A 26,065-nucleotide genomic window follows, 5' to 3' on the forward strand; every position below is an offset into this window, starting at 1 on the left:
CGCCCTCATCCGGTGCTCACCCATTCCAGTACGGCCATCGCGCCCGCCGCCTTCAGCCGCGCCTGCGTCCAGGCCAACGAGGACTTTCCGTCCAGCACCTCGCCCGAGACCTCCTCGCCCCGGTGGGCGGGCAGATCGTGCAGGAACATCGCCCCGGGCCAGCGGGCCATCAGGTCGGCGTCGACGTGGAAGGGGCGGAAGGCGTCCCGCCAGTAGGGATCGGGCTTGCTGCTGCCCGTGGTCTGCCAGCGCGAGGTGTAGACCGCGTGCACGTCGTCGCGGACGGCTGCCGGATCGTGCACCTCGGTGACGGACCCGCCGCAGCGTACGGCGGCGGCAGCGGTCTCGGCGAGCACGTCGCTCGGCAGGCCGTAGCCGGGTGGAGTGGCGAAGACGGCGTGGCAGCCGGACTGCCGGGACAGTACCCGGGCCAGCGCGACGGCGGTGTTGTTGCCCTCGCCGACGTACAGCACGCGGATGCCGTCGAGAGCGCCGAAGTGGTGGATCAGTGTGGCGAGGTCGGCCAGGCCCTGCGTGGGGTGCTCCTCCGCGGACATCGCGTTGACGACGGGGAGCGTTCCGCCGTCGGAGAGCTCGCGCAGTTCGTGCATGGGCCCCGCGGTGCGTACGACGAGCAGATCGAGCATCCCGGCGAGCATCCGGCCGGTGTCGGCGAGGGACTCCCCCGTGGCGGTCTGGAGGTCCGTGGGGCCGAAGGCGATGGGTGTCCCGCCCAGCCGGATGGTGCCCGCGGTGAACGCGGTACGGGTGCGGGTGGAGGTCCGGGTGAAGAGCAGGCCGGTGACCAGCCCGCTCAGCGGCCGGGTGTGGGCACGGCGGTCGACGTGCAGTTCGACGGTCCTGCGGACGAGGTGCTGGATGCTGTGGTCGTCGAGTTCGGCCAGGGTGTACAGACCGCGCGGGTCGCCGCTCATCGTTCGGCTCCCAGGAGGTCGAGGCGGGTGCCGATGCCCTCGGCCGTCGCGTGGGCGTGCACGCGGGCCAGCAGGCCGACGTCGAGGACGGCCATCCCGAAGGGGTTGCTGACGACGATCCCGTCGCCGGGCCGTTCGGCGGGCACGGCGCCCGCGAGGACGTCGCCGAGGCTGCCGCGGACGGTGGTGACACCGGGCTTCGTGGTCCCGGGGGGAAGTACCCTGCCCTCGTTGAGCAGCCGGCCCAGGACGCGGCGCGGATTCTCCTGGATCAGCTCGATGTCGTCGACGTACAGCGCCTGCGCCCGGTCGAACACTTCGGGCAGCAGGTCGTCCAGGGAGACGTGGGCGACGAACGTGCCGGGCCGCAGGTCGTCCGGCGTGAGGTAGCCGGTGTCGGTGATCGTCAGCGTGATGACGACCGTGCTCGCCGCCGCGGCTTCGGCGGCCCGGTGGTGCCGGGTCACCGTGAAGGGCAGGCCGCGGTGCTCCACCCATGCGGTGAACGCGGTCGCCCGCTCCGGCAGCAGGTCGTGGACGTGCAGGGTGTGGACGGCCGGGAAGCACCGGGCCAGCGACTCGGCGTGTGTGCGGGCCTGGGCGCCGCAGCCGATGAGGGTGACCTCCTCGAACTGCCGCGGGCCGAGGTGGCGCAGGCTCGACATGGTGTAGGCGGCGGTGCGCTGCGCGGAGAGGTAGGCGGCCTCGGCCAGTACGACGGGCCGTGCGGTCTCGGGGTCGAAGAGGAAGCTGACGCCACCAGCGCGGTCCCTTCCCTGGGCGGGGTTCGACGTGGCGGCGTTGATCAGTTTCATTCCGTACGCCACCGGGGCGAGCGGGTCCGCGGCGGCGCCGACCGAGCCGAGCATGGCCAGGGAACGGCAGTACGCGCCCTGGGAGTTGGACCACGGCAGGTAGCCCTCGGCGGGCAGTGCGGTGCGCCCGGCGCGGTGGGCGCCCAGCACGTCCTCGACGGCCGCCACGGGGTCGATGTCCGCCAGGCAGGCGCGAACGGCCGCGCGGTCCAGGAAGAGGAGTTGTTCCTTCGTGGTCGGGGGCGCGGTGTGGGTGGTCATGTAGGTGCTGGTCCTCTCCGTCAGGGGCGGGGCGTTTCGCCCGCCGGCGGCGAGCGGTTCGGCTCGCCTGGTCAGATGTCGGTGCGCAGGTGGCCCGCGATCAGATGCAGCAGCGCCTCGTCGGCTCCTCCGGCCAGCCCGTGGGCGCGGGCGTCCCGGTAGGCCCGCTCGACCGGCCCGTCCTCCATGTAGCCGCCCGCGCCGTGCAGTTGGAGTCGCAGGTCGGCGCTTTCGCGTTCCAGCCTGCTCGCCCGCAGCTTGGCGATGCTCGCCTGCCGCAGGGCGGGAGCCTTCTCGTCGAGCAGGTGGAAGACAGCCCCGGTGTACTGCTCGACCAGCGCCAGCTCGGCGTCGAGTTCCGCCAGCTTGAAGGCGATCGCCTGGTGGTCCATCAGGGATCTGCCGAGCACGGCGCGTCCCCGCGCGTGCTCGACGGTCTCCCGCAGGGCCGTCTCGGTCCGTGCCGTGGCGACCGCGGCGAGGAAGGCGCGCTCGCGGGTGAGGACCCGGGTCAGCGCCTCGTACCCGGAGCCGGGTTCGCCCAGCAGGTTCTCCTCGGGCACGCGTACGTCGGTGAAGGTCAGACTGCCGTGGTCGCAGGCCCGGTTGCCGAGCTTTCCGGTGTACCGTGCCCGGCTCACACCCGGGAGCCCGGTGGGGACCAGGAGCAGGGCCAGCGAGTCCAGACCGGTGGCTCCCCGTTCCCCTTCCCCCTCGACGAGGTGGCAGACCACGACGGCGAAGTCGGCCACGGAGCCGTTGGTGATGTACGCCTTGTCGCCGGTCAGCCGGATCCCGTCGGCCGTTCTGACGGCTGTCGCCCGCAGCGCGGCCAGATCCGAGCCACCGCCCGGCTCCGTGGCGGCCAGGGCCGCGACCAGCTCGCCGCGGACCGCGGGCCGCAGGAACTCCGTACGGACCCGCTCGCCGCCCGCCTCGGCGAGCAACGGCAGCACGATGTCGGTCTGCACCGACAGGCTCATGGCCGGGGATCCCGCCGGGAGGCGGCCCAACTCCTGTGCCCAGACCCAGGAGTAGCCGAGGTCGAGGCCGAGTCCGCCGCTCTCTTCGTCCAGGGGCAGGGTCAGTCCGAGCAGGCCCTCCTCGCCGAGAGCGCGGCAGATCTCGTGCGTGGGCATCCGGCCCTCGCTCTCCCAGCCGTGCAGGCCGGGCAGGAGGACGCGCTCCAGCACGGCGCGCACCGAGTCACGGAACAGCTCGTGGTGCCGGTTCAGCCTCATGACGCGCCTCCGGTCACCGCGCGGGCGACGTGGCCGAGGGCCAGCAGGTACTGCTCGGCCCAGGCCAGGACCGTCGGGCGGCGGAAGAGGGACGGGCGGTAGGTGACGGTGAGGGCCTGTCCCTCGATCCCGTTGCCGCCGCCGGTCAGGCTGAAGGCGAGGTCCATCTTGCTCTGGCGCTCGGCCGGGTCGCGCTCCGCCCACCGGAAGCCGAGAGCGGGGTCGGGCGGTGGGGCGTCGGCGAAGTCCTGGACCGCCAGCGAGACCCTCGCAAGCGGCATCCGGGTGCCGTCCCGGGGCGCTCCGAGCCTGCTGACCAACTGGTCGAAGGGGTAGGTCTGGCAGTCCAGCACCTCGGCCACCTCCTTCCTGGCGAGGGCGACCAGGCCGTGCGCATCGCGGACGCCGTCCAACCGCATCCTGGCGAGCGCCGTGTTGACGAAGAGACCGACCGTCCCCTCGTCCTCGGCGCGCACCCGGCCGGCCACCGGCACGGCGACCACCAGGTCGTCGGCGCCGCTGACCCTGCGCAGCAGTACGGCGAGGGCGGCCAGGGCGAGGGTCAGCCGGGTGTGGCCGCCCTCCGTGCCGGCGCGGGCGACGAGGGCGCCCAGTGCGCCGGGCAGCGGCACCGAGACGTCGTCACCGTCGGCGTGCTCGTCGACCGGCACCGGGTCGACGGGCAGCGGGAGCGGCTCCGGGCGGTCCTCGAACCGGCGGGCCACCCGGTCGGCGAGGCCGGGCCAGCGGGACGACTCCGTCTCGCGCTCCCAGCGGACGTGGTCGGCGAAACGGTGCGGGCGGGGGCCGGGCTCCGGTTCACCCGTCGTGACCCTCCGGTAGGCGGCGAGGAAGTCCGCCACGAGGATCGTCAGGCTCCAACCGTCGCAGAGGATGTGGTGCACGACCAGTTCGAGCCGGAAGCGGGACGGGGCGGTGCGCAGCAGCGCGACACGGCACAGCGGCCCGACACGCAGCGGGAGCGGGGTGCGGTGCAGCAGCCGGACCCTCTCCTCGACGACCCGGGAGCGCACCGCTTCGGGCAGGCGGACCGTGTCCAGGAAGCTCCACTCGGTCAACGACTCGTGCTCCACGACCTGGTGGGGCTCCGCGCCGTCCTGGTCGGGCGCCTCGAACCGGGTGCGCAGCGCCTCGTGCCGTCCGGCCACCCGCAGCCACGCCGTGCGGGCGACGATCGGGTCGAAGGAGCCCGTCACCTCGAAGGAGACGGTGACGAGGTGGTCCAGTCTGTCGGGGTCGACCTCGTGCAGCAGCCAGACGCGGCGCTGAGCGGCGCTGAGCGGATACCGGTGGGCGTCGGCGGTACTGCCCGTGGTGGTGCCGGGCGTGTCACCGGGGGCCGGGGCGCCCGGGGCGCCCGGGGCGGCGGGGTCGGGCACCACCGCCAGATGGCCGGCGAGCGCCTGGGCCGTCGGGTGGTCGAGCACAGCGGTCGGCGGGACACGGCGGCCCAACGCACGGCTCAGCCGTCCCGCCACCCGGACCGCGAGCAGCGAGTTCCCCCCGAGGGAGAAGAAGTTGGCGTGCCGGTCGAGCCGCGCCACGTCCAGCACGTCCCGCAGCGCCGTCGACGTGATGTCCAACAGGGCGGTCGTGGGGCCGTCGTCCACCGTCGGCGGCGGCCCGTTCTGCGACATCGCGGTCATCGAAGCTCTCCTCGTATCGCGTCTCTCAGGTCCCGGCCCAGCTCGTCGAGGAGCCGCTCGCGCTGTTCCCGCAGATAGAAGTGGCCTCCGGGGTAGCCGCGCCGGGTGCTGCCGCCGGAGGTCAGCGCGGCCCAGCCCGGGTGGGTGCGGGGCGAGACGGTGGGGTCGTCGTCCCCCGCGACCACCAGGAAGGGCGTGGCCAGCGGGGACCGCACGGCACGATCCGCGTACGAGCGGTAGACGTCGTGCAGGCGGAGGTCCGCCCGCAGCGGCCCGAGCACCATCTCGCGCCATTCCGGATCGTCGAGCAGGGCGGCCATGCCGTCGTGGTCCAACCGCCGTACGTAGTCCAGGAGTTCTTTCGTGGTGCGGGGCGGCCCGGTCTCGGTGGGCATCTCCTGCGGCGCCTGGTGCGCGGAGGCGGCGAAGAGCACGGGCGCGGGATGTCCGCGCCGCTCCAGCTCGCGCAGCAGCTCGTAGCCGGTCAGCGCACCCATGCTGTGGCCGAACACCGCCATCGGGCGGTGCGCCAGGGGCGCGACGGCGTCGGCGAGCGCGGACACCAGCGCCGCCCAGTCGGTGACCGCTTCCTCCTCGACGCGGTCCTCGCGGCCCGGGAGGCGCACGGCCACGGGTTCGAAGCCCCCCAGCGGATACCGCTCCCAGCCCGCGTAGCCCAGGGCACCGCCGCCCGCGCAGGGCAGGCACAGCAGTACGGGTCCCGCGCCCGCCCGCCAGCCGCCCGCGCAGGGACGCAGCCAGCGCGTGTCGGTCAGTTCGTCCATGCCGTGCCGCCTTCGCTCTCCTCGGCGCCCGCCAGCTCGGCCAGCGCCGCCTGCCACAGGGGGACGATCTCCTTGAGGGCCGCTTCCGGCAGGTCCCAGCCGGTGAGTCGCAGGGCCGCCCCGGAGGCGCCCGCCACGACCGTGAACTGGACGGCCCCCGACAGCTCCGGGGCCTTCGCCGTGGGGCTGCCGTGCTCGGTCAGCCGTCCTCCGGTGCCCGGCACGGCGGTGCCGGTCCCGGTGCGCTGCTCCGCCGGCTCCACCGTGAACAGGAACGAACTGGTGAGCGCTTCCCGCCGGCCGGGCCAGCGGCCCGCGAGCCCCGGGCAGTGCTCCAGCAGCGCCGCCGCCCAGTGGGCGTCGGGGCCCGCGTGCGCGCTCCACGCGGCGGCGGCCGAGCGGAGGGTTCCCGCCGCTCCGCCGCCCTCCGCGTGGACCAGCAGCGGGACCGTGTCCGAGAGATTCGCCACCGCGACCGTGGGGCCGCCCTGCCGTGGCAGGCTCAGTGGTACCGCCGCCGACCCCAGCCAGCGGTGGACGGCCAGCGCGACGGACGCGATCAGCCGCGGCTCCCACTCCCCCGCCGCGCCGCGCATGAGCGGTTCGGGCAGTGCCCCCGCCTCCACCTCGGTCACGGTGCTCTCGGGGGTGAGGCGGGGGGCGAGGCGCCATTGCGCCTGCCGCTCGGCCTCCATGAACGCCTTCAGATGCTCCTCGGGGTGCAGCGCGCCGGCCTTCTCGGACAGCCGCGCCAACTGCTCGGGGAGCGGCACCAGGGGGGCGGGCGGCGCGCCGAACCCCAGCGCGGCGGCGAGCTCCTCGGTGATGCGGCGCAGCGCGTTGCCGTCCACGAGGAGATGCCGCACGGCCAGCAGCAGCCGGGACCCGGTGGGCAGCCTCAGCAGAGCGGCGGTGACCGGCAGCCCGTACCGCAGCCCGGTGCGGGCGGCGAGCAGCGGACGGACCCGGTCGACCAGGGCGGGACTGTCCCCGTCCAGCACGGGGAGGTCGAAGCGCAGGACGCGCAGGGCGCGCAGCCGCAGTCGCGCCTGGCTCGTGTCGAGCCGGGCTCCGAGCAGTGGATGCCGATCGACGATCTCGGCGAGCGCACGGCGTACGGCTTCGGGGGCGACGGTGCTCGGCAGCCCCAGGTCGAGCACCGCTTGGTCGCCGGTTTCCTCGGTGTCCCCGCCGAGCAGGGCCAGCGCGGTGGCCGGGGGCAGGTCGAGGTGGAGGCCCGTGTCGTCCGCCAGCTCATGGCGGGCCTCGGGCAGCAGCGGCGCGAGGGCGTTCTCGTGGGCCGCCCCGTGCCGGCCCGCGTCGTGGTGGCCGGGAGAGGGAGGGCGGCCGTTCCGTCCGGGAGGGCCGCCGGTAACGGCCGGCTCGGGGCGGCCGGCGGAGGGGGCCCGCGCGGGGAGGCCACCGATGGTGGCCCGGTCGGCAAGGGCACGGACCGTACGGGCCTGGAGGAGGTCCGCGGCGCGCACCGTCACGCCCTTCTCCCGCAGCAGGGCGACCACGCGGAAGGCGAGCAACGAGGAGCCTCCGCGCACGAAGAAGTCGTCGTCCGCGCCGACCCGGGGCACGCCGAGCACCTCCGCCCAGGCCGCGGCGATCGCCTCCTGGGCGGGCCCCCGCGGTGCGGTGCCGTCCGCCGGTGCGTTGGCGTGCCGTTCGGCGGCCAGGGCGAGCAGCCCTTCCTTGTCCACCTTGCCGTTGGCGGTCAACGGCACGGCCGTGAGCGGCACGAGGACATGCGGAACCATGTACGCGGGGAGCCGCTCGCCCAGTTCGGCCCGGACACGCTCCTCGGTCAGGCCGGGGCCCACGTAGCCGCAGACGATCTGTTTGGCGGGTTCGGTGCGCAGGACCACGGCTCCCGCGGTGACCCCGGGGACCGAGGTGAGCGCCGCCTGGACCTCTTCCAGTTCGATGCGGTAGCCAGAAACCTTGACCTGGCTGTCGGTGCGGCCCTGGAACTCCAGGACCCACTGCCCCTCGTGTTCGACGAGCCGTGCCAGGTCCCCGGTCCTGTACAGCCGCTCGGTCGTGCCCGCACTCACCGTCAGCTCGTGGAAGCTGTGTTCCGTGGCCTGCTGGGAGCGGTAGCGCCGGGCCAGCCCCGTACCGGCCAGGTGCAGCTCGCCGGTGATGTGCGGCGGGCACAGGGCGCCGCGCTCGTCGAGGACGTACGCCCGGTAGTTCGGCAGCGGCTCCCCTATGGGTACCTGCCCCTCCGTCACGCCCGGGTCGACCAGGAACTCGGTCGCGTTGACGGTCGCCTCGGTGGGCCCGTAGATGGTGTTGAGCCTGGCGGGAGAGTCCACCACCCGGTACCAGCGGTGGGTCTGGTGGAAGAAGTACGTCTCGCCGCCGACGACGATCCAGCGCAGCGCGGGCAGCGCCGTGTGTCCGCGCTGCGCCGCCACGTCGAGCAGCTGCACCCAGTGCGGGGTCACGATGTCCAGGTGCGTGATCCGTTCGGCGGCCAGCCAGTCCAGGAACTCACCGCCGTCGCGTTGGACCCGGTCCGGTACGACGACCAGGCAGGCACCCGTGAGCCATGCAGGGAAGAGCTGCTGCACGGAGGGGTCGAAGGTCAGCGGCGCGGTCTGGCAGAGCCGGTCGTGCGGCTGCACGTCGTGGCGTTCGACGAACCACGCGCAGAAGTTCAGCAGGGCTTCCTCACCGGTCACCACGCCCTTCGGGGTACCGGTGCTGCCGGAGGTGTAGATGACGTACGACGTCCCCTCCCGCGGCGGCTCGCCGGCCGGCCGCCGCTCCCCCGGTCCGTCCTCGGAGGCGGTCCATCCGGCCGGGGCGTCCGCAGGGGCGCCGATCACCACCCTCGCCGCGAGTCCGGTCCCCACTCCCGTCGTCGTTGCGGATCCGGTTCCGGCCAGGAGGGCTGCCGCGGGGGCGTCCGCCACCAGGGCGACCGCCGCCGAGTCCGTCAGGGTGAACTCCAGCCGCCGTGCCGGGCCGTCCGTGGCCAGCGGCAGGTAGGCGCAGTTCAGCTTGAGGGCGGCGAGCAGCCCGGCGTACTCCCCACGCCGCCGCGCCGCGGCGACGGCGACCGTGCCGCCGTCCGTCACCCCCAGGCTCGACAGCACTCCGGCGATCCGGTCCGCCTCGGCGTGCAGTTCCCGGTAGGTGTAGGCGCCGTCGTCCGCCCGCACGGCGATCTCGCCGGGGCGCCGGGCGGCAACCTCCTCCAGCCTCCGTATCAGGGCGGGCCCGTCGGGCCACGGCCTGGCCCGGTCGTTGAAGGCCGTCCAGGCGGCCCGCTCCTCGGTGCTCAGCAGCGCGTCCGAGGGCGGCCCGAACTCCGTCGGCGGGTGGGGAGTGGTAGTCACTGGGGCGGTGGTCCTTCCTGCGAGTCTGACGGCGGGAGGTGACGCGGTCGTGCGGTTCGGGACGTACGGGCCCGTGCGGTGGCTCGCCTCCGGCTCTGCCGGGCGTCCGGCGGGCGGACGCGGGGCTCGACGGGCGCCTCCTACGCCTCCGCGGCCAGCCGGCTCAGGGCGCGACGGGCCTCGCGGGCGAGCAACGCGGCGGTGGGTGCGGCGACTTGTGCGGGTTCGTACTCCAGGCGGCAGCGGAAGCTCCCCTCGTCCTCCTCGTGGCAGACGAGGGCGAGCGGCTCGGAGCCGGTCTCCCGCCACCGGGTGGCGTCGGACGCGCGGCGCAGGGGCGCGGGGCCGGCGGGTGCGTCGGGGTAGTTCTGGAAGACGAAGGCCGCGGCCGGGTCGCGTACCGCCGTCGGCCGCCCGGCCAGCAGTTCGTCGGGGTCGGCGGCATCCTGGGCGAGAATCGCGGCCAGGCCGCGGTGCAGCCGCGCGAGTCGCTCGCGGGCCGTGCCGGAGAGGTCGACGGGGACGGGCAGACTGCGGGCGAGGCAGGCCACCGCGCGCTCGATGTGCGGGATGTCCACGTTGCGGCCGGAGGAGACGACGCCGATGGCGAAGGCACGCTGTCCGCACACCGCGCCCAGTGCCTCCGCGTAGGCGAGAAGGTAACCGGCGCTGGGGGCGCATCCGGCGTTCGCGGTCACCGCCCGTACCGCCGCGTCGGTCTTCGGGGGAACGGTCCACTCCAGGTGTGCCCGTTCCGCCTCCTGGCCCCGGCGGGCCCGGGGCAGCGTGAGCGGCTCCACCGCGTCGAGACCCGCCAGCCACTCCCGCGAGGGCGCGGTGGACGGCAGTTCCGCGAGGCGGCGGGCGAGTTCACGCGGCGGGAGCACGGGCGCCGGCAACGGACGGAAACGGCCCGCCGCGACACTGCCGTACAGCGTCTCGAACTCGCGCTGGACCAGTTCCCAGGACCAGCCGTCCGAGATGACGTGGTGAAGCGTCCAGACGAGGGCGAACCTGCCCGGTTCCAACGCGACGGCGGCGACCTTCAGCAGGGGCGGCGAGGCGAGGTCGAAGCCCTCCCGCAGCGCCGCGTCACCGTGTCGGCGCACCGCCGCACGCCGCTCCGCCAGGCCCGCGCCCGCCGCCTGGTGCACGGTGAGCGGAATCTCCACCCGTTCCTTCGTCACGGCACGGAATCCGTCGGCCCGGCTCTCGACGCCCGTCCTGAGCACCTCGTGGCGTTCCGCGAGCAGCTGGAGTGCCGTCCGCAGGGCTTCGGCGTCGAACTCCTCCTCGTACTCATGGCTCTCCTGGACGAGTCCGAGCTGCGGGGTGCGGTCGGCGAGCAGGGTCGCCACGGCGAGCCGTCGCTGAGCGGGCAGCAGCGTCGGCGCTCCGCCGGCGGCGACGGCGGCCGGCGCGGCGGGCCGGCGGGCCGGGCTGCGGTCCAGATGACCCGCGAGCCTGCGAGCCGTGGGATGGGCGAACACGTCCATGGCCTGGATGGGCAGTCCCGCCTCGGCGCAGTGCCGGCGCAGCCGGATGGTGGCGATGGAGTCCCCACCGCTGCGGAAGAAGTCGTCGTCGGGGCCGATCTCCGGCTTACCCAGGACCTGCCGCCACAGCTTCAGCAGCCGCCGCCCGGTGGTGCTGAGCGCCTGGGCGTCGCCTTCGTGGTCGCCGGAGTCCGTGACGTCGCGCAGCAGGAGCGCGACCGCCCTGCGGTCGGCCTTGCCGTTCGCGGTGCGGGGCAGGACGTCGACCACGAGGATCCGGGTCGGGACCAGCGCGGCGGGCAGCTCCGCGGCGAGGGCGGCGCGCAGCGCGGCGCCGGTGACCGGCGAGCGGGGGACGACCGCGGCGTTCAGTTCGCGGCGGCCCCGCTCGTCGTCGAGCACCACCGCGATCGCGTCGCCGACCCGGGGGTCGGCGCCCAGCGCCCGTTCCACCTCGGGGAGTTCCAGCCGTACGCCGTTCACCTTGACCTGGTCGTCGCGGCGGCCGACGAACACCAACTCGCCCTGCGCGTTGTGCCGTACGAGGTCGCCGGTGCGGTACCACCGGGCGCCGTCCCGGGTGACGAACCGTTCACCGGTGAGGGCGTCGTCGTCCAGGTAGCCGCGGGCGACCCCGATCCCGCCGAGCAGGAGCTCGCCGTCGGCCTCGGGCGGGCAGGGAAGCCCGTCCGCGTCCAGGACGAGGGCGCGCAGTCCGGGCAGGAGCCGGCCGATGGGCGGCGCGCTGCCGGTGACAGGCCGTGTCACCTCGTACGAGGTGGCGTCGACGGTCACCTCGGTGGGGCCGTAGATGTTGAAGAGCCGGTGCCCCTGCTGCCATGGCCGCCACTGGTTGACCCGGGCGGCCGGGAGGACCTCACCGGCCAGCAGTACGGCCCCGAGCGCGGGCAGCACCGTCTCGCCGGCGGCGACGCGCTCGGCGCAGTGCTCCACCACCGGCGCCCAGAGGGAGGGCACGGAGTCCCAGTGGGTGACGGACTGGGCGGCGAGCCAGTCGTACAGTCGCGCGCCGTCCGTCCGGACGGACTCCGGTACCGGCAGCAGGGTCGCGCCCACCGACCAGGCGGAGAAGATCTGCTGCACGGAGGCGTCGAAGTGCAGGGAGGCGTTCTGGGTGACCCTGCTCCCGCCGACGAGGTCCGTGGTGTGTGCCACCCAACGCGCCAGGTTGACCGCGCTCCGGTGCTCGACGAGGACGCCCTTGGGGGTTCCGGTGGACCCCGAGGTGAAGATCGCGTAGGCCACGTCGTGCGGCCGCGGCCCGGCCGGCGCTACCGCCGCCCCGGACCGCGGGCCCGGCGCCGGGGGCAGCGCGTCGAACTCCGCGAGCGCACCGCCGCCGAGCTTGCCACGCTGGAAGGGCAACGCCCGGTCGATGAGGAGCGCGGGTGTCCCGGTGAGGCCGAGGGCGGCCCACTCCTCCGCGTCGGTGACGACCGCCGAGAGCGCCGCCCGCCCGGCGATCTCACGCAGCCGCCGCGGCGGCGCGGCGGGGTCGAGCGGCACATAGGCCCCGCCCGCGGCCAACACCCCGAGGAGCGCCGGATAGATGAGCAGCGATCGGTGCGCGACGATCCCGACGCGCGGCTCGCCCGCCGGCTCCCCTCCGGTGCGCAGCGTCCTCACCCACCGGGCGACCCGGGCCGCCCCGTCTGCCAGTTCGCGGTAGGTGAGTGCCTGCTCCCCCAGGCGTACGGCTTCGGCGTCCGGCGTGCGCCGTACCTGCTCCAGCACCATCCGGACCAGCGTGGTGTCCACGTCCCAGGAGGGCGCGGGGCCCTCCAGGGCGCCGGGCAGCGCGCGCCGGTCCTCCTCCGTGCGCAGGTCCCACGTGGTGAAGTCCAGATCGGTCACTGCTCGCTCCCCGGCCGGTTCAGTAGCGATTGGCTGTCGGACGTGCCGCTCTCGGCGCTCCCGGGGCTCCTCGCTGTCGCGGGACCGGTCCGCAGGCCACGTCCGACGAGGGCGTAGCCGGCGAGGCACACCAGGACCACCTCGAAGACCAGGACGGTGCTCCAGGAGCCGAAGCGGTCGAGGAGGAAGCCGGTGAGGGCGTAGCCGAGCGGCAGGCTGCCCTTCGAGAGGAAGGTCATGAAGCCCTGAACCTTGCCGAGCTGATCGCTCCGGACCTGGCTCATCAGGTACTTCATCTGGATCACGTTCAACACGGCGACCTGGAACGCGACCAGGCCCCAGACCAGCCCGATGCCCCAGCTCGGCAGGTCGACCAGCAGCAGCGGGAAGAGGAGTGCGGTGAGCCAGTGCTTGCCGACCACGGCGCTCCGCAGCCCGAGTCCCCGCTCGACGCGGGGGGCGAGCGCGGCACCCAGCAGACTGCCCACCCCGGCGGCGGTGAAGACGGTGCCCACCTCGAATCCGGAGGCGCCGCTCTCCTTCGCCAGCACGATCAGCAGCAGACCGATGCCCGCGAAGAGGAAGTCGCCCACGATCGTCAGCGCGGTCAGGGTGCGCACCAGCGGCAGCCGTGCGGTGATCCGCATACCGGCCGTCAGTTCGCGCCGCCAGTGCAGCGGTGGCGGGGCACCCTCGGGCCCCAGCCGCGACCTGATCGCCAGGATGGCCACCACGATGGCGACGAAGGACAGGGCGTCGAGGAAGAACGGCGCGGCGGGGCTCATGGCCTCGAACATCAGGCCCGCCAGCGGGGGTGCGACGAGCGCCGACGTCCCCCAGATCGTCTCGCTCTGGCTCGCCGCCTCGCCCAGCTTGTGCGGCCCGGTGATCGCGGGCAGCGCCGCCGTGTTCGCGATGCGGTACGCCGTCGCGGCGAGGCTGTTGACGAAGGCGACCACGTACAGCTGCGGGAGGGTCAGCCCGTCCATCAGGTACGCGATCGGCACGGTGACGATCGAGACCATGCTGAGCAGCGAGGCGCCGACCATCACGGCCCGCCGGGAGACCCGGTCCACCAGCATGCCGATCGGCAGGCTCAGCAGTAGCGGGGGGATCGCCTCCACGCTGCCGACCAGCCCGGCGTGGAGCGGGGAGGAGGTGAGGAACAGCACGATCAGCGGCAGGGCGACGGCGGTCACCTCGTCGCCGACGGCACTGAGCAGCGTGCCGCCCCACCAGAGCCTGAAGTCCCGGTTGCGCCGCAGCGGCACGGGCTTCTCCTGCGACGGCGGGTCGGCAGGGGCCGTACGCGTCACCTGGGCTCCTCCCGCCGGCCGTCCGCCACCAGCTCCTCGGTGATCGCGGTGAGGCCGCGCTCCAACTCCTCCCGCGGGCAGGAGAATCCGATGCGCATCCGGTCCGGGTGCCCGAAGACGCGGCCGGGGACCGCCAGCACCCCGTGCACGGACAGCAGCCGCTCGCACAGGTCCGTCGTGTCCTCGTGGCCGGTGAACCGGGGGAAGGCCGTGACGCCGCCGCGGGGCGCCGGGCACTCGACCGCTCCCCCGCTCGCGTCGGCCCACTCCAGAAGGAGCTCGCGGTGGTGCCGCGCCTCGGCCAGCCGGGGGGCGATCAAGGTGTCCGCGTGCTCCACCGCGACGGTCGCGAGCCGCTCGACGAGCGGCGAGAGGCTGAGCGTGAGGTAGTCCCGGATCCGGACGAGTTCGGGCAGCAGCTCACGGGGCGCCACGCACCAGCCGACGCGCAGCCCGGGCAGGCCGTACGCCTTGGACAGCGTGCCGAAGGACAGGGAACGGTCGAGGTCCCGCGTGGGGTCGGCCGGCCGGGGGAGATCGTGGACGAGGTCGGTGAACGCGCCGTCCCACAGAAGGGTGGCCCCGCTCCGCTCGACCAGTTCGAGGAGTTCCGCACGGCCCTGGGCGTCCACGCAGGCTCCGGTCGGATTGTGCGGGAAGTTCACCACGACGAGCCGGGTCCGCTCGTTGAGCACCTTCCGCAGATCGGCCGGGTCCGGCACGAAGTCGTTCTCGGGGCGCAGCGGCCAGGTCCGCAGCACCGCGCCCGCGGCTGCCGCGAGCGCCCACAGCGAGTGGTAGGCGGGTCCGGGAACCACGACCTCGTCCCCGGGACGCACCAGCGCGCCGAAGGCGAGGAAGAGCGCCTCGGTGGAACCGTGCGTCGTCATCACCGCGTGGCCGGGACCGGGGCGCACCCGCGCCGCGACGGCGGCGCGCAACCGCTCGTCGCCCAGCGAGGGCCCGTCGCGGAACATCAGCCGGTCCAGTTCCGCCGGGTCCAGCAGTACGGGATCGAGGGCGCGCAGGTCCCCGAGGGTGTAGTTGTGCACCCCGCTGCTGCTGATGTCGGTCTCCGCCTGGAAGTAGCGCTCGCGCAGCCAGTCCTCCAGCGGGGCCGCGGGCAGCAGGTGCGTGCCCGCGCTCGGCGGCCGCCTCATCGCCGGCCCAGGACACGGGAGTCGCCGCCGGAGCGCACTTCGCGCGAACGGTGCAGATCCCTGGTGACGTTGATGCGCTTGAGCCAGCGGTCCCCGCCGTCGTAGCGGGGCTGGAACGCGCGCCTGCCGTGCACCGACCTGTGGTTGTCGATGAACGCCACGTCGCCCGCGTGGAGCACCACGTCGTACAGTTCCGCGTCGATCAGCTCGCGCAGGACCTTCAGCGCCGCCGCCGCCTCCTCGTCGTCGTCGGCCGGAGCGCTGAAGTCGCCGTCGATCCGGAGCCGGGGTGCGGCGCGGTGGCCGGTGAGGATCGGCACCGGGTCCGGGCGCTCGACGGCCCGAGCGATCTCCTCGAACTCCCCGCTCCCCCGCTGTGCGGTGGAGTTGTTGACCGGGAGGTGGGAGTCGTCGGGGCGGATCAGGAAACGGTCCTGGAAGAGCACGTCGACGGTCCGCTCGTCCAGCTCGCCCAGCGGGGCCCCGGCCAGGGTGGTGGCCACACGGTCGGGGTTGCGCAGGGAGAACAGGCCCACGTAGTCCGCCCGATGAGGTGAGAAGGCGTCCTCGGTGTGCCAGCCGAGCTCCTGGCGGCTGCTGGAGCTGACCAGGCTGTGTTCCCCGCCCCGAATCGGCAGGACGTCGGTGACGACCCGGCCGTCCTGCTGGGTCGCCCAGCCGAAGACGTCACCGAGGAGGCCGGCGTAGAGGACGAGGAGGAAGGAGAAGGGGCGGGATCCGGTGGTGAGGGCGTCGCGCCAGTGGGCGGGCGTGGGCCCGAGCAGCTCGTCGTCGACGAGGTTGCCCCGTACGACCAGGGCGTGCGGACGTTCCTCGAGACGGGACCTGGCGATGAACCTCCGTAACCGCTTCGGTAGTTCATGGGCGATGACGGAGGCTTCCGCGAGGAACTCCGGGTCTTCGGCGTCCTCGTACTCCCGTGCGCACCAGGAGGCCAACGCGGCTGCTTCGGCGGCTTCCCGAGGGGTCAGCCGCAGTTCGTTCCACGGCCGGGCGTGCGGAGCTGAGGCGAGCGGCGGTTCCCCGCCGTCGCGCTTCGTGCCGGGTTCGGTCATCGCGGTGCGTCCTCCTCGGACGGTGCGCCGGTGGCGGGCGAGGTGTCGTCGGCCGACCGGAAGCCGGGGCAGGCGGCGCCGGTGCGGTGCCGCAGTCTGCCGGGCTCGGCCGGCAGGCCCAGCCGGTCCAGCCAGGCCGGGTGGTAGACGGTCGGGCCGTAGTGCTCACCGAGGTCGGGGCAGACACACAGCGCGTGGCGTACCTCGGGGTTCCGGTAGAGGTACTCCAGACAGCCGGCCAGCACCGCTCCGCTGGAACCGCCGACGGCGATCTGGGTGTCGTGGCGCAGGGTGTGGCAGCAGGCCACCGCCTGGCGCTCGTCCACCAGCAGCACCTCGTCGGTGCTGGCGTCGTCGAGGAAGGCGGAGCGTCTGCTCGCACCGATCCCGGTGAGACTTCGGGGGCGCGGAACACCGCCGAAGACCGTCGAGCCCCGTACGTCCACCGCGACGATCCGCATCCCGGGGCGGGTGCGCCGGAAGTGCCGGGACAGTCCGGCGAGGGTGCCGCCGGTGGAGACCCCGGCGAAGAGCGCCTGCGCCGTGCCGTCCACCTGTGCGTCGAGCTCCGGTCCGGTCCAGGACTCGTGGATGCGCCAGTTGGCGTCGTTGGCATACTGGTTGGGCCACACCGCGTGCGGCAGGTCCCGCACCAGCTCACGCACCCGTGCCAGCCGGTCCTGGAGGTGGGTGGTGGCGTCGTCCGGGGTCTTCACCCAGTCCAGCTCGCCGCCGTTCGCCTCGATGGCCTGCTGGATGACGGGCGACTGCCGGTGGTCGACGACGGCGACGAAGCGCAGTCCGAGCTCCCGGCAGATCGCGGAGAGCGCGAGCCCGAGGTTGCCCGAGGTCGACTCCACGACGGTGGCGCCGGGCACGGAGAGCTCGTCGGCCACCGAGCGGATCAGGCTGAGCGCCGTTCTGCCCTTGATGGAGCGCCAGGGCGAATGGCCCTCCAACTTGAGCGTGAGGGTCCGTGGGATACCCGCGATCTCCGTGCGGATCGTTCGCACCGGGGTGACCGGGTAGTCGGCCATGGCCCGGGCCACATGGCCGAGCACCGGTCCGGCGGAAGGGGTGCGGGGGGCGGGCCCGGGGGTGGCGGCCGCAGTCGGCGAAGTGGGTGGCATCTCCTCGTCCTCATCTCGGTCCTGCTCTGGTTGTCGGAACTACTGCGCTGCTCGGGAAGCACGCCTGCCGGCCCCGCTTCCCAAAGGCCCCGGTGCGGCTCAGTCCTGCGGTTCCAGGGGGGCGTCGAGGTCGGCGAGCAGCCCGAGCAGAACGGCCTCCCACCGGTTCTTGATACGTGTCGTCCGGCCGCGCCCGAACCGTCCGGGCCGGTACTCGAAGACGCCGACCAGCCCGTCGGGGGTGTCGAACACCTCCAGCAGCAGACCGAACTTCGCGGTGCCGCCGAACCCCGGCTCCAGCGGGGTGACCCGGACGCCGTCGAGACGCAGGGGGGTGCGGGAGTCCAGGTAGGAGAAGGCGATGTCGTGCCCCGGCGCCCGGTCGGCGGCGTGCCGTCCGCCCAGTTCGTCCACGATCGCGTCGAAGGACACCTCCGCGTGCTCCAGTACCCTGCGCCAGCTCTCGTCCACGGCGGCCACGGTCTGCCGTGCGCTCCGGCCGGGCCCGCCGCGCAGCCGCAGGGGCACGTGGTTGACGAAGAGCCCCACGACGTCCGCGACCCGCTCGTCGGTACGGCCCGCCACCTCGACGCCGATCACCTGGTCGGCGGGGCCGTCCGCCGCGAGGGCGACCGCGAACGCCGTGAGGGTGAGGACGAAGGGGGTCACACCCAGATCTGCCGCGACGAGGCGCAGTTGGCCGGAGAGCTCGGCGCCCAACGGCACGGTCCGGCTCTCCCCCGCCCGTGCGGTGCCCGCGTCGTCCGGCGGCCCGCTCCCTCCCGCCGCCGCCACGTCCCCGGAGTCCGGTCCTCCGGCGCGGGAGGGCAGACCGGCCAACTCCTGCCGCCAGAAGTCGAGGTGCGCGCGGTGGGACCCGGCGGCGACGCGTTCGCTCTCCCACCGTGCGTAGTCGATGAAGGCGAGCCGCGGCGGGGCCGGGCACAGCCCGCCGCCCGTGGAGTGCCGTCGGTAGAGACCTTCGAGATCCCGCCACAGCAGGCCGAAGGACCAGCCGTCCACGACCAGGTGGTGCGCGGTGAACAGAAAGACCCATTCCTCCTCGCCGATCCGGGCCAGGGTGGTCTCCGCCAGAGGGCCGGACAGGTCGAACACCCGGTGCCCCGCCCGCTCCAGCAGGCCGGACACCGCCGCTTCGCCCTGACCCCGCAGATCGGACCGCAGGAGCCGCGCCGACAGCCGGTCGTCCACCACCATCTCGGGGTGATCGTCCCCCTCCACCCGTCCACGTAGGGCGTCATGACGACTCATCAGCTCGTGCAGCGCCGCCTCGAAGGCTCTCTCGTCGAGCGGACCACGCAGCCGAAACGCCTCCGGCACGGCATAGGCGGCGGTGCCGGGCCAGAGCTGCTCCTCGACCCAGATCCGGCGCTGCGCTGCGGACAGCGGCGCCCGGTCCCCGCCTAGCGGACGCAGTCCGTCGGCGTCCCGGCGCTGCCCGGCCCGCTCCGGCTCCGGGAGGGCGGCGGCCAGCTCGCGCAGCACCGGATGGAGCAGGAACAGCGTCAGCGGCGCCCGGACACCGAGTTCGTCGCGCACCCGTGCGGACAGCGTGGCCACCAGCAGCGAGTGACCGCCCAGGCCGAAGAAGTTGTCGTCGGGGCCCACCTCGTCGACACCCAGCAGCTCCTGCCAGATACCCGCGAGGGCCGTCTCGGTGGGGCCTTCGAGTCGCGCCACGCCCGGCGCGCCCCGGCCGGGCCGCTCTCCCGGCCCCGTCTCCCCGGGTGCGGGAAGGGCCGTACGGTCGAGCTTGCCGTTGACCGTCAGCGGCAGCGCGTCGAGCGTGATCACGGCGGTGGGCACCATGTAGGACGGCAGCAGCTCGGCCAGCTTCCCGCGCAGGCCCGCGTCCGTGCCGTACGGCGGACGCGCCCGCACGGCGTAGGCGACGAGGTACGCGGCCTCCGGGGTGTCCGCCCTGCGGACCACGGCCGTCGCCGCGCTCACCCCCGGCTGCTCGCACAACAGGCTCTCGATCTCACCGGGTTCGATGCGATGTCCGCGCAACTGGACCTGGTGGTCGCTGCGTCCGGCGAAGTCCAGCAGCCCTTGCGCGGTGAACCGGCCCAGATCACCCGTGCGGTACATCCGCGCGCCGGGTGGGCCCCAGGGGTCGGGAAGGAAGCGGTCGGCGGTCAACGCCGGCCGACCCAGATAGCCCCGGGCGACCGGGTCCCCGGAGACGTACAGCTCACCGACCGTGCCCCGGGGCACGGGCCGCAGCGCCTCGTCGAGGACGTACACCCGGGTGTTGGGGAAGGGCGCTCCGATGGGCAGGCGTTCGGTGCCGGAGTGGGCCCGGACGTCGAAGGCCGTCATCTCGACGGTGGTCTCCGTCGGGCCGTACATGTTGCACAGCTCCGCGCGGAGGAGCTCTCGGCACCGGTTCGCGGTCGCCACCGGCAGGGTCTCGCCGCTGGTCATCACCTGGCGCAGGGTGGGGCAGCGGTCCGTCCCCTCCAACGTCTCCAGCAGGACGTTCAGCATGCTGGGCACGAAGTGGACGACGGTGACCCGCTCCCGCTCGACCGTCTCGACCAGATGGGCGGGGTCGGCGTGGCGGCCGGGCTCCGCGACGACGAGGGTGGCTCCCGTGCTCAGCGCCCAGAACACCTCGCGTACGGACACGTCGAAGGAGAGCGGCGACTTCAGCAGCAGCCGGTCCTCGGTCGTGAGCCCGAACGTCTCCTGAAGGGTCAACAGGTAGTTGACCACGCTGTGGTGTTCGACCATCACGCCCTTGGGCCGGCCCGTGGAACCCGAGGTGTAGATGACGTACGCCAGGTCCTGTGGACGCGGGGCCGGTGCGGGGGCCGTGGCCGGAAAGCGGTCCGTCGCCGCGTCGTCGACGAGGAGCACGGAGTCGGCCGGGGTGTCCGCCAGGGCCGCGGCCAGCTGCCGCTGGGTGAGCAGGACGTGGGCCCCGCTGTCGGAGACCAGCCCGGCGATGCGCTCGGGCGGGTTGTCCGCTTCGACGGGCACATAGCCACCGCCCGCCTTGAGCACCGCGTACACGGCGGTCAGCACGTCCGCGCCGCGCAGGAGGCACACGGCGACCGGGACGCCCACGCCCACGCCCAGCTCGCGCAGGGCGTGGGCGAGACGCGAGGAGCGCTCGTCCAGCTCCGCATAGCTCAGTCGGGCGCTCTCGCCCGTGGCGGTGCGCCAGGTGACGGCCGTGCGCTCCGGAGCGAGGGCGACCTGCCGGGCGAACAGGCCGGTCAGCGTGGACCCGTCCGGCAGGGGACGTACGCGCCCTTCGCCGAGGGTCAGCAGTTCGTGGTGCGCGGAGTCGGTCAGCAGGGGCAGCCGGGCCACGGTGGCACCAGGTGCGTCCGCGGCTGCGGTCAGCAGGGTCTCCAGCTGCTCCGACCAGCGGCGGACGGTCGCGTGCTCGAAGAGGTCCGTGCTGAACTCGATGCTCAGCGCCATGCCGTGCTCGGTCGGCGGCCTGAAGGTGAACAGCGCGTCGCACTGCGCGGAACCGTCGTCCGTCTCCAGGGTGCGCACCGCGAGCCCCGGCAGTTCGATGGTTTCGGGCACGTCGTCGTACAGCGCGATGACCTGGAAGGCGGGGGTGCGCCGTGCGTCGCGCCGCACCCCCAGCTTCTCGATGACACGCGCGTAGGGCGCGGCCGAGTGGTCCATGGCGCCCAGCAGGCTTTCCTCCGCCCGCTCCACGACCAGGGAGAACGGCACGTCGGCGCGGACCGGCCAGCGCAGCGCCACCGAGTTGAGGCACAGGCCCACCAGGTCGTCCACCTCGGCGTCGAAGCGCCCGGCGACAGCGCTGCCGATCACCACGTCCTCGTGGCCCCCCGTCCGGTGGAGCAGGGTGCTCAGTCCGGCGAGCAGGATCACGAACGGGGTGGTGCGGTGGGTCGAGGCGAGGCGGCGCACCGCGCCGGCTGCCCGCCGCCCGAACTCCAGCCTGAGGGTGGCCCCCCGGCCACTGCGCTGCGGCGGCCGGGGCCGGTCCAGCGGCAGGGTCACCTCGTCCGGGATGCCGTGCAGCTCGGTCGTGAAGTACTCCAGGTGCCGGTCGGTGACGCCGTCGCGCTCGTTGCGGCGCTCGATGTCGACGTACCGCTGGTAGCTGACGGCGGGCCGGCGCGGCCTCGGCTTCCCCGCGGTGTCGGCCCCGTAGTGCGCGGCGATGTCCTCCAGCAGCAGCTCGGTGGACCAGCCGTCCGCCACGATGTGGTGCAGCACGACGACCAGCAGGTGCTCCTCGGCTCCGAGCCTCACCAGCACCGGGCGGAAGAGCGGTCCGTCGGCGAGGTCGAGACCGGCTATCTGCTCGCGGACCACACGTCGCAGCACCGCGTCCGGGTCGCCGCCCGGCTCCGGCGGTGCGTGCCGCATGCGCAGTTCGTCGGCCGGCGTCTCCGCGCGCACGGGGACTCCGTCCTGTTGGGGAAAGCACGAGCGGAGCGAGTCGTGCCGGCGGACGACCGCGTCGACGGCCCGGTCCAGCGCCTCCACCTCCAGGGCGCCCCGGAGGTGGAGAGCGAGGGTGATCGCGTACTCGGCGGGTGTCTCCGAGATCTGCGCCAGCAGCCACATCCGGTGCTGGGCGGAGGAGAGTTCGTCCGTGCCCGTGATCCCCGCGCCCTTCTCGACGGCGTCGGTGAGGGTCGGACGCAGCGCTTCGGCCAGCTGGGCCGGGGTCTGGTGCTCGAAGACCTCGCGGACGCCGATCCCCGGGTGCACCGCCACGCGCAGTTTGGCCACGAGCCGGGTCGCGTGCAGGGAGTTGCCGCCCATGCCGAAGAAGTTCTCGTCCGATGTGATGGGGATGCCGCCCAGCACGTCGGCCATGGCGTCCAGGACGGTGCGCAGGAGGAGATCGGGGTGCGGGGGCACGGTGTCCGGCGCGTCGGACCGTGCGGGCCGGGAGGCGGGTTCGGCAGGGCGTGCGGGGGATGAGGAGGCGAGCCGGGCGAGATCCCCGGCGGCGAGTTCGGCCAGTGCGTTGCGGTCGAGCTTGCCGTTGGGCGACAGCGGCAGCGTGTCCAGCTCGACGAGACGGGCCGGCACGAGGCCTGCGGGCAGCCGTTGCCCGAGGAACGCGCGGAGCTCCTCGGGCCCGGCCCCCCTGCCGGTGAAGAATCCGGTCAGTGCGGCCTGTGCACCGCTGCCCACGGCGATCACGGCGGCCGTGCCGACCTGCGGATGCGCGGTCATCTCCGTCTCGATCTCGCCGGGTTCGATCCGGCGGCCGTGCAGTTTCACCTGGTGGTCGATGCGCCCCAGCAGCCGCAGTTCGCCGCCGCCCTCCCACCTGCCGAGGTCACCGGTGCGGTAGAGCCTGCTTCCCGGCGGTCCGAACGGGTCGGGCGGGAACCGCTGCGCGGTCAGGGCCGCCCGCCCGTGGTAGCCGCGCGTCACGCTGGCCCCGCCGAGATAGACCTCGCCCACCTCGCCCCCGGTCAGCTGTCGCATCTCGTCGTCCAGGACGTAGGACGTCGCGTTGGACATGGGCCGGCCGACCAGCACCGGCGCGGCCGGGCGGTCGCGCGGCGCGGTCCACCAGGTGGAGTCGACGGAGACCTCGGTCGCCCCGTAGAGGTTCACCAGGTCGCACGGGAGCCGGTCGTGCACGTCGGTGACCAGCGCGGGGCCGAGCGCCTCCCCGCTGACGAAGATCCGGCGAAGCCCCGCGCACTGTTCGGGGTCGAGCCCGTCCACGAACGTGCGCAGCAGCGAGGGCACCATGTGGAAGGAGGTGACGCCGTGTTCGGCGATCAGCGCGCTCAGGTAACGGGGGTCCGTGTGGCTGCCGGAGAGGGGGAGCACGGTGGCGCCGCCGGTGAGGAGCGGCAGGAAGATCTCGTACACGGATACGTCGAAGGAGAGCGAGGTGACCTGGAGCATCCGGTCTCGCGGCCCCATCGGGAAGTGCTCCAGCATGCCCAGCAGGTAGCTGACGATGCCGCGGTGCTCGACCATGACGCCCTTGGGCAGGCCGGTCGAGCCCGAGGTGTAGACCAGGTAGGCGAGGTGTTCGGGCCGCGCCGCCCCCTCGACGGGCGTCAGCGGATGGTGTGCGAACCGCTCTCCCGTTCCGTCGACCGGGATCACCGCGACCGTGCCCGTCCCGCCACGCAGGCCGATCGGCAGCCGGTCACGGAGGTGTTCGCGCAGCAGGACGGCCCGCGCCCCTGAGTCGTCCACCATGTGCTGGATGCGCGCGGCCGGATACGCCGGGTCGACGGGCACGAACGCCCCGCCCGCCTTCAGTACGCCGAGCAGTGCGACGACCAGCTCAGGATCGCGCTCCAGCATCACCGCGACGGGCGTCTCCGCCCGCACCCCGAGGGCACGCAGCTCGTGGGCCAGCCGAGTGCTGCGCTCGTCCAGCTCGGCGTAGGTCAGCACCACGCCGTCATGGACGACGGCAGCGGCACCGGGCGTCGCGGCGGCCTGCGCACCGACGCGTTCGTGCAACGTCGCGGCGCGGCCGGCCCCGACCGTCGGATCGGCAGCCGGTGCTTCCGACCCGGGCAGGTGGCGTACGGCGTCCATACAGGAATACTCCCGACATTCGGCTCATCGTGCGGCGGCCGTTCCATGGTGGAGGTGTCGGGGAGTGCCGATCAATTGTTCCTTCGTCGCAGCGCGCGGTGGTCCTTCCCGCGGTCCGCGACGCCCCCCTTCGGCAGCGTCGCGGCCCCCGCCGAAGGGACCACGGCCACTACGACCTCGGAACGAAGCGGGCTCAGCCGGCCGCTCCCGGCGGATGTGCCCTGCGCTCGCCCGTGGTGCACTCCGACAGCCGGGAATGCTTCGCCGTCGAGGCCCGCGCGCGGACGGGACGGGGCCGGCGGCTCATCGGGGGGTGAAGGTGACCGGGAGGGCCCGGGGGCCGCGGAACGTCGGGGCGTAGCCCCAGTCGACCTCGCCGCTCGGGAGGTCCAGGGCCAGGTCCGGCAGGCGGCCGAACAACGTGGTGATCGCGATCTCCGTCTCCAGCTTCACCAGATGGCTGCCCAGACAGGTGTGCGCGCCGTGGCCGAACGCCAGGTGCGGGCGGGCATCACGGGTGAGGTCCAGGGCGCCGGGGTCGGGGAACCGGTCCGGGTCGCGGTTTGCCGCCGCCAGCGACAGCAGCACCACGTCGCCCTCTCCCACGCGGGCGTCCGCGATCGTCATGTCCTCGCCCGCGTACCGGTACTCCGCCACGTGCGACGGCGAGTCCAGGCGCAGCAGCTCGTTGATCGTCCGGGACCAGTCGAGGTCGCCGCCCAGCAGTGCGGCTCGCCGGCCGGGGTGGGCGAGCAGGCGCAGGACGGTGGTCCCGAGGAACTGGATCGTGGTGATGTGACCGGCGCCGATCAACGTCATGACCATCACCTCCAGCTCGTCACCGGTCAGCGCGCCCGACTCGATCAACCGCGTCGGCAGGTCGTCCCCCGGGTGCGATCGCTTGTAGGCCACCAGCTTCCGGACGTAATCCAGCACCTCGGCCAGTTTCGCCTCGTCACGCGGCTGCTGGAACTTCGCGCGGTACCACATGTCCAGCACGTCGGCGGCGGGCGCCCGCTCGGCTTCCGGGACGCCGAGCAGGTCGTGCATGACCGCGACCGGGACCTCCCGGGTGTATTCGGCGACGAGGTCCGCGTGCCCCCGCCCGGCGAACGACTCGACGGCGCGCGCGCAGGTCCGGGCGGTGCGATCGCGCAGGCGGGACACGGCGGCGGGGGTGAACGCCGCGGCGACGAGCCGGCGCAGCCCGGCGTGTCCGGGATCGTCCAGGTTGGACAGACCGGGCGGGTGCGGGTCGGGGTCGACCGGGGCACGGCTGCCCAGGCGGCGGTCCGCCAGGCAGGCGCGGACGTCGTCGTACCGGGTCACCAGCCACATCCGCCCCGGCACGTGCGGGCCGCCGACGGGGCAGACCGGGTCGTGCTCGCGCAACCAGGCGTAGCCCGGGTACGGGTCGGCGCTCACGACGGCCGGCCGGCGATCAGCAGCTTCTCCAGCGGGGACGCGGCGAGCGGCACGACCCGCGACTCGGTGAGCCCGGCCTCGCCCAGCCACGCGGCGAGGTCGGTGTAACGGTGTACGCCTCCGGCGTGGCCCTGCCACAGGGTCAGGTCGAACATGCCGAGGAATCCGGCCGCGGCCGGGCCCAGCCCGGCCGGTGGTTCCCGGTCGTGGTCGAGGACGGCGATGCTTCCCGTGGGGGACAACGATTTCGCCGCACGCCGGAACAGCTCACGGCACTCCTCGGGGCGATGGCCGTGCAGGACGTTGAACAGCAGCACCAGATCGTGCCCGGAACCCAGGTCGTCGGTGAGGTAGTCGCCCGCCCGCGCCGTCACCCGGTCCGGCGGGACGTCTTCGCGCAGGGCCGTGATCGTCTCGGGCAGGTCGAGGACGGTGACCCGCATGTCCGGGCGACGGCGGCACAGTTCGACGGTGTGGTCGCCGTGGCCACCCCCGATGTCCAGGACGGTCGACGCGGGAGGCAGTGCGGCGGCGATGTCGTCGGCCAGGGCCGCGGCGGCGCCGGCGAGCATCCGGCGCAGGCGGGCCCCGGAGGCGGGGCGCTCGCTCAGCCAGGTGTAGAAGCCGCGGCGGGGCGTGCCGGTACGGATGGTCTCCTCGATGTCGGCCCAGTGCTCGAACAGGACCTCGTGCCAGAACAGTTCGGCGTCCACCGGGCCGGGCGTCGCGGCGGTCGTGACCCCGTCCTCGTCGTGCCGCAGGTAGCCGAAGGTCACCAGAACGTTCACCAGGCTGCGCACCCCGGCCGGGTCACCGCCGATCGTGGTGGCCAGCTCCTCGACGGACAGCGGGCCGGCTTCCAGCGCGGTGAACACCCCGAGCCGGACACCGGCGATCATGGCCCGGTACCCGGCCGCGCCGAGGCGGTCCAGGACCGGAGCCGGGACACCGGAGGATTCTTCGGGCAAGGGCATG

At 73.7% G+C, this 26,065-nt stretch carries 14 protein-coding genes; all 14 read right to left on the reverse strand.

The genetic code is table 11. From position 1 onward, the window contains the following. Positions 1-5: 5 nt before the first annotated feature. The 14 genes from ACIRJT_RS06540 to ACIRJT_RS06605 all read right to left on the reverse strand — a co-directional run bounded on the left by ACIRJT_RS06540 (position 6) and on the right by ACIRJT_RS06605 (position 26,064). Complete coding sequence (locus tag ACIRJT_RS06540) at positions 6-935, reverse strand: ornithine carbamoyltransferase (RefSeq protein ID WP_403905333.1); 930 nt, start codon at positions 933-935, stop codon at positions 6-8. Then, the gene (locus ACIRJT_RS06545; RefSeq protein WP_403905335.1) at positions 932-2,011 is read right to left on the reverse strand and encodes a hypothetical protein; all 1,080 of its coding nucleotides are present in this window, start codon (positions 2,009-2,011) and stop codon (positions 932-934) included. Before ACIRJT_RS06545 ends, ACIRJT_RS06540 begins: the two co-directional genes overlap by 4 nt. Positions 2,012-2,082: 71 nt before the next feature. Beyond that, on the reverse strand, positions 2,083-3,252 hold the full coding sequence (locus ACIRJT_RS06550; RefSeq protein ID WP_403905337.1) for an acyl-CoA dehydrogenase family protein: 1,170 nt from the start codon (positions 3,250-3,252) through the stop codon (positions 2,083-2,085). After that, on the reverse strand, positions 3,249-4,919 hold the full coding sequence (locus ACIRJT_RS06555; RefSeq protein ID WP_403905339.1) for a condensation domain-containing protein: 1,671 nt from the start codon (positions 4,917-4,919) through the stop codon (positions 3,249-3,251). The genes ACIRJT_RS06550 and ACIRJT_RS06555 overlap by 4 nt, the downstream gene beginning before the upstream one ends. Beyond that, positions 4,916-5,704, reverse strand: coding sequence for a thioesterase II family protein (locus tag ACIRJT_RS06560; RefSeq protein ID WP_403905341.1), 789 nt, complete (start codon positions 5,702-5,704; stop codon positions 4,916-4,918). The genes ACIRJT_RS06555 and ACIRJT_RS06560 overlap by 4 nt, the downstream gene beginning before the upstream one ends. Next, a complete protein-coding gene (locus tag ACIRJT_RS06565; protein WP_403905344.1) occupies positions 5,692-9,060 on the reverse strand; it encodes an amino acid adenylation domain-containing protein in 3,369 nt (1,122 codons plus the stop codon). The genes ACIRJT_RS06560 and ACIRJT_RS06565 overlap by 13 nt, the downstream gene beginning before the upstream one ends. Positions 9,061-9,200: 140 nt before the next feature. Then, positions 9,201-12,431 (reverse strand): amino acid adenylation domain-containing protein, encoded by a 3,231-nt coding sequence (locus ACIRJT_RS06570; RefSeq protein WP_403905346.1) that lies wholly within the window; start codon positions 12,429-12,431, stop codon positions 9,201-9,203. Continuing rightward, the gene (locus tag ACIRJT_RS06575) at positions 12,428-13,747 is read right to left on the reverse strand and encodes an MFS transporter (protein ID WP_403905349.1); all 1,320 of its coding nucleotides are present in this window, start codon (positions 13,745-13,747) and stop codon (positions 12,428-12,430) included. Before ACIRJT_RS06575 ends, ACIRJT_RS06570 begins: the two co-directional genes overlap by 4 nt. Continuing rightward, a complete protein-coding gene (gene vioD, locus ACIRJT_RS06580) occupies positions 13,744-14,907 on the reverse strand; it encodes a capreomycidine synthase (protein ID WP_403905352.1) in 1,164 nt (387 codons plus the stop codon). The genes ACIRJT_RS06575 and vioD overlap by 4 nt, the downstream gene beginning before the upstream one ends. Beyond that, positions 14,904-15,983: an arginine beta-hydroxylase, Fe(II)/alpha-ketoglutarate-dependent gene (gene vioC, locus ACIRJT_RS06585; protein WP_403905355.1), complete on the reverse strand. Its 1,080-nt coding sequence runs from the start codon at positions 15,981-15,983 to the stop codon at positions 14,904-14,906. The genes vioD and vioC overlap by 4 nt, the downstream gene beginning before the upstream one ends. After that, complete coding sequence (locus tag ACIRJT_RS06590; RefSeq protein WP_403905358.1) at positions 15,980-17,113, reverse strand: cysteine synthase family protein; 1,134 nt, start codon at positions 17,111-17,113, stop codon at positions 15,980-15,982. The genes vioC and ACIRJT_RS06590 overlap by 4 nt, the downstream gene beginning before the upstream one ends. 99 nt (positions 17,114-17,212) lie before the next feature. Continuing rightward, positions 17,213-23,665: an amino acid adenylation domain-containing protein gene (locus ACIRJT_RS06595; protein ID WP_403905361.1), complete on the reverse strand. Its 6,453-nt coding sequence runs from the start codon at positions 23,663-23,665 to the stop codon at positions 17,213-17,215. Between the two features lie 303 nt (positions 23,666-23,968). Beyond that, a complete protein-coding gene (locus tag ACIRJT_RS06600) occupies positions 23,969-25,090 on the reverse strand; it encodes a cytochrome P450 (protein WP_403905363.1) in 1,122 nt (373 codons plus the stop codon). Further along, the gene (locus tag ACIRJT_RS06605; RefSeq protein ID WP_403905365.1) at positions 25,087-26,064 is read right to left on the reverse strand and encodes a methyltransferase; all 978 of its coding nucleotides are present in this window, start codon (positions 26,062-26,064) and stop codon (positions 25,087-25,089) included. The genes ACIRJT_RS06600 and ACIRJT_RS06605 overlap by 4 nt, the downstream gene beginning before the upstream one ends. Position 26,065: the final 1 nt, after the last annotated feature.

Origin of the sequence: Streptomyces sp. NPDC102283, from assembly GCF_044766265.1 — a bacterium.
Taxonomy (GTDB): Bacteria; Actinomycetota; Actinomycetes; order Streptomycetales; family Streptomycetaceae; genus Streptomyces.

Coding starts and splice junctions, on each gene's coding strand:
- ACIRJT_RS06540 (WP_403905333.1), bottom strand. CDS start 935: ATGAGCGGCGACCCGCGCGGTCTGTACACCCTGGCCGAACTCGACGAC.
- ACIRJT_RS06545 (WP_403905335.1), bottom strand. CDS start 2,011: ATGACCACCCACACCGCGCCCCCGACCACGAAGGAACAACTCCTCTTC.
- ACIRJT_RS06550 (WP_403905337.1), bottom strand. CDS start 3,252: ATGAGGCTGAACCGGCACCACGAGCTGTTCCGTGACTCGGTGCGCGCC.
- ACIRJT_RS06555 (WP_403905339.1), bottom strand. CDS start 4,919: ATGACCGCGATGTCGCAGAACGGGCCGCCGCCGACGGTGGACGACGGC.
- ACIRJT_RS06560 (WP_403905341.1), bottom strand. CDS start 5,704: ATGGACGAACTGACCGACACGCGCTGGCTGCGTCCCTGCGCGGGCGGC.
- vioD (WP_403905352.1), bottom strand. CDS start 14,907: ATGAGGCGGCCGCCGAGCGCGGGCACGCACCTGCTGCCCGCGGCCCCG.
- vioC (WP_403905355.1), bottom strand. CDS start 15,983: ATGACCGAACCCGGCACGAAGCGCGACGGCGGGGAACCGCCGCTCGCC.
- ACIRJT_RS06590 (WP_403905358.1), bottom strand. CDS start 17,113: ATGCCACCCACTTCGCCGACTGCGGCCGCCACCCCCGGGCCCGCCCCC.
- ACIRJT_RS06595 (WP_403905361.1), bottom strand. CDS start 23,665: ATGGACGCCGTACGCCACCTGCCCGGGTCGGAAGCACCGGCTGCCGAT.
- ACIRJT_RS06605 (WP_403905365.1), bottom strand. CDS start 26,064: ATGCCCTTGCCCGAAGAATCCTCCGGTGTCCCGGCTCCGGTCCTGGAC.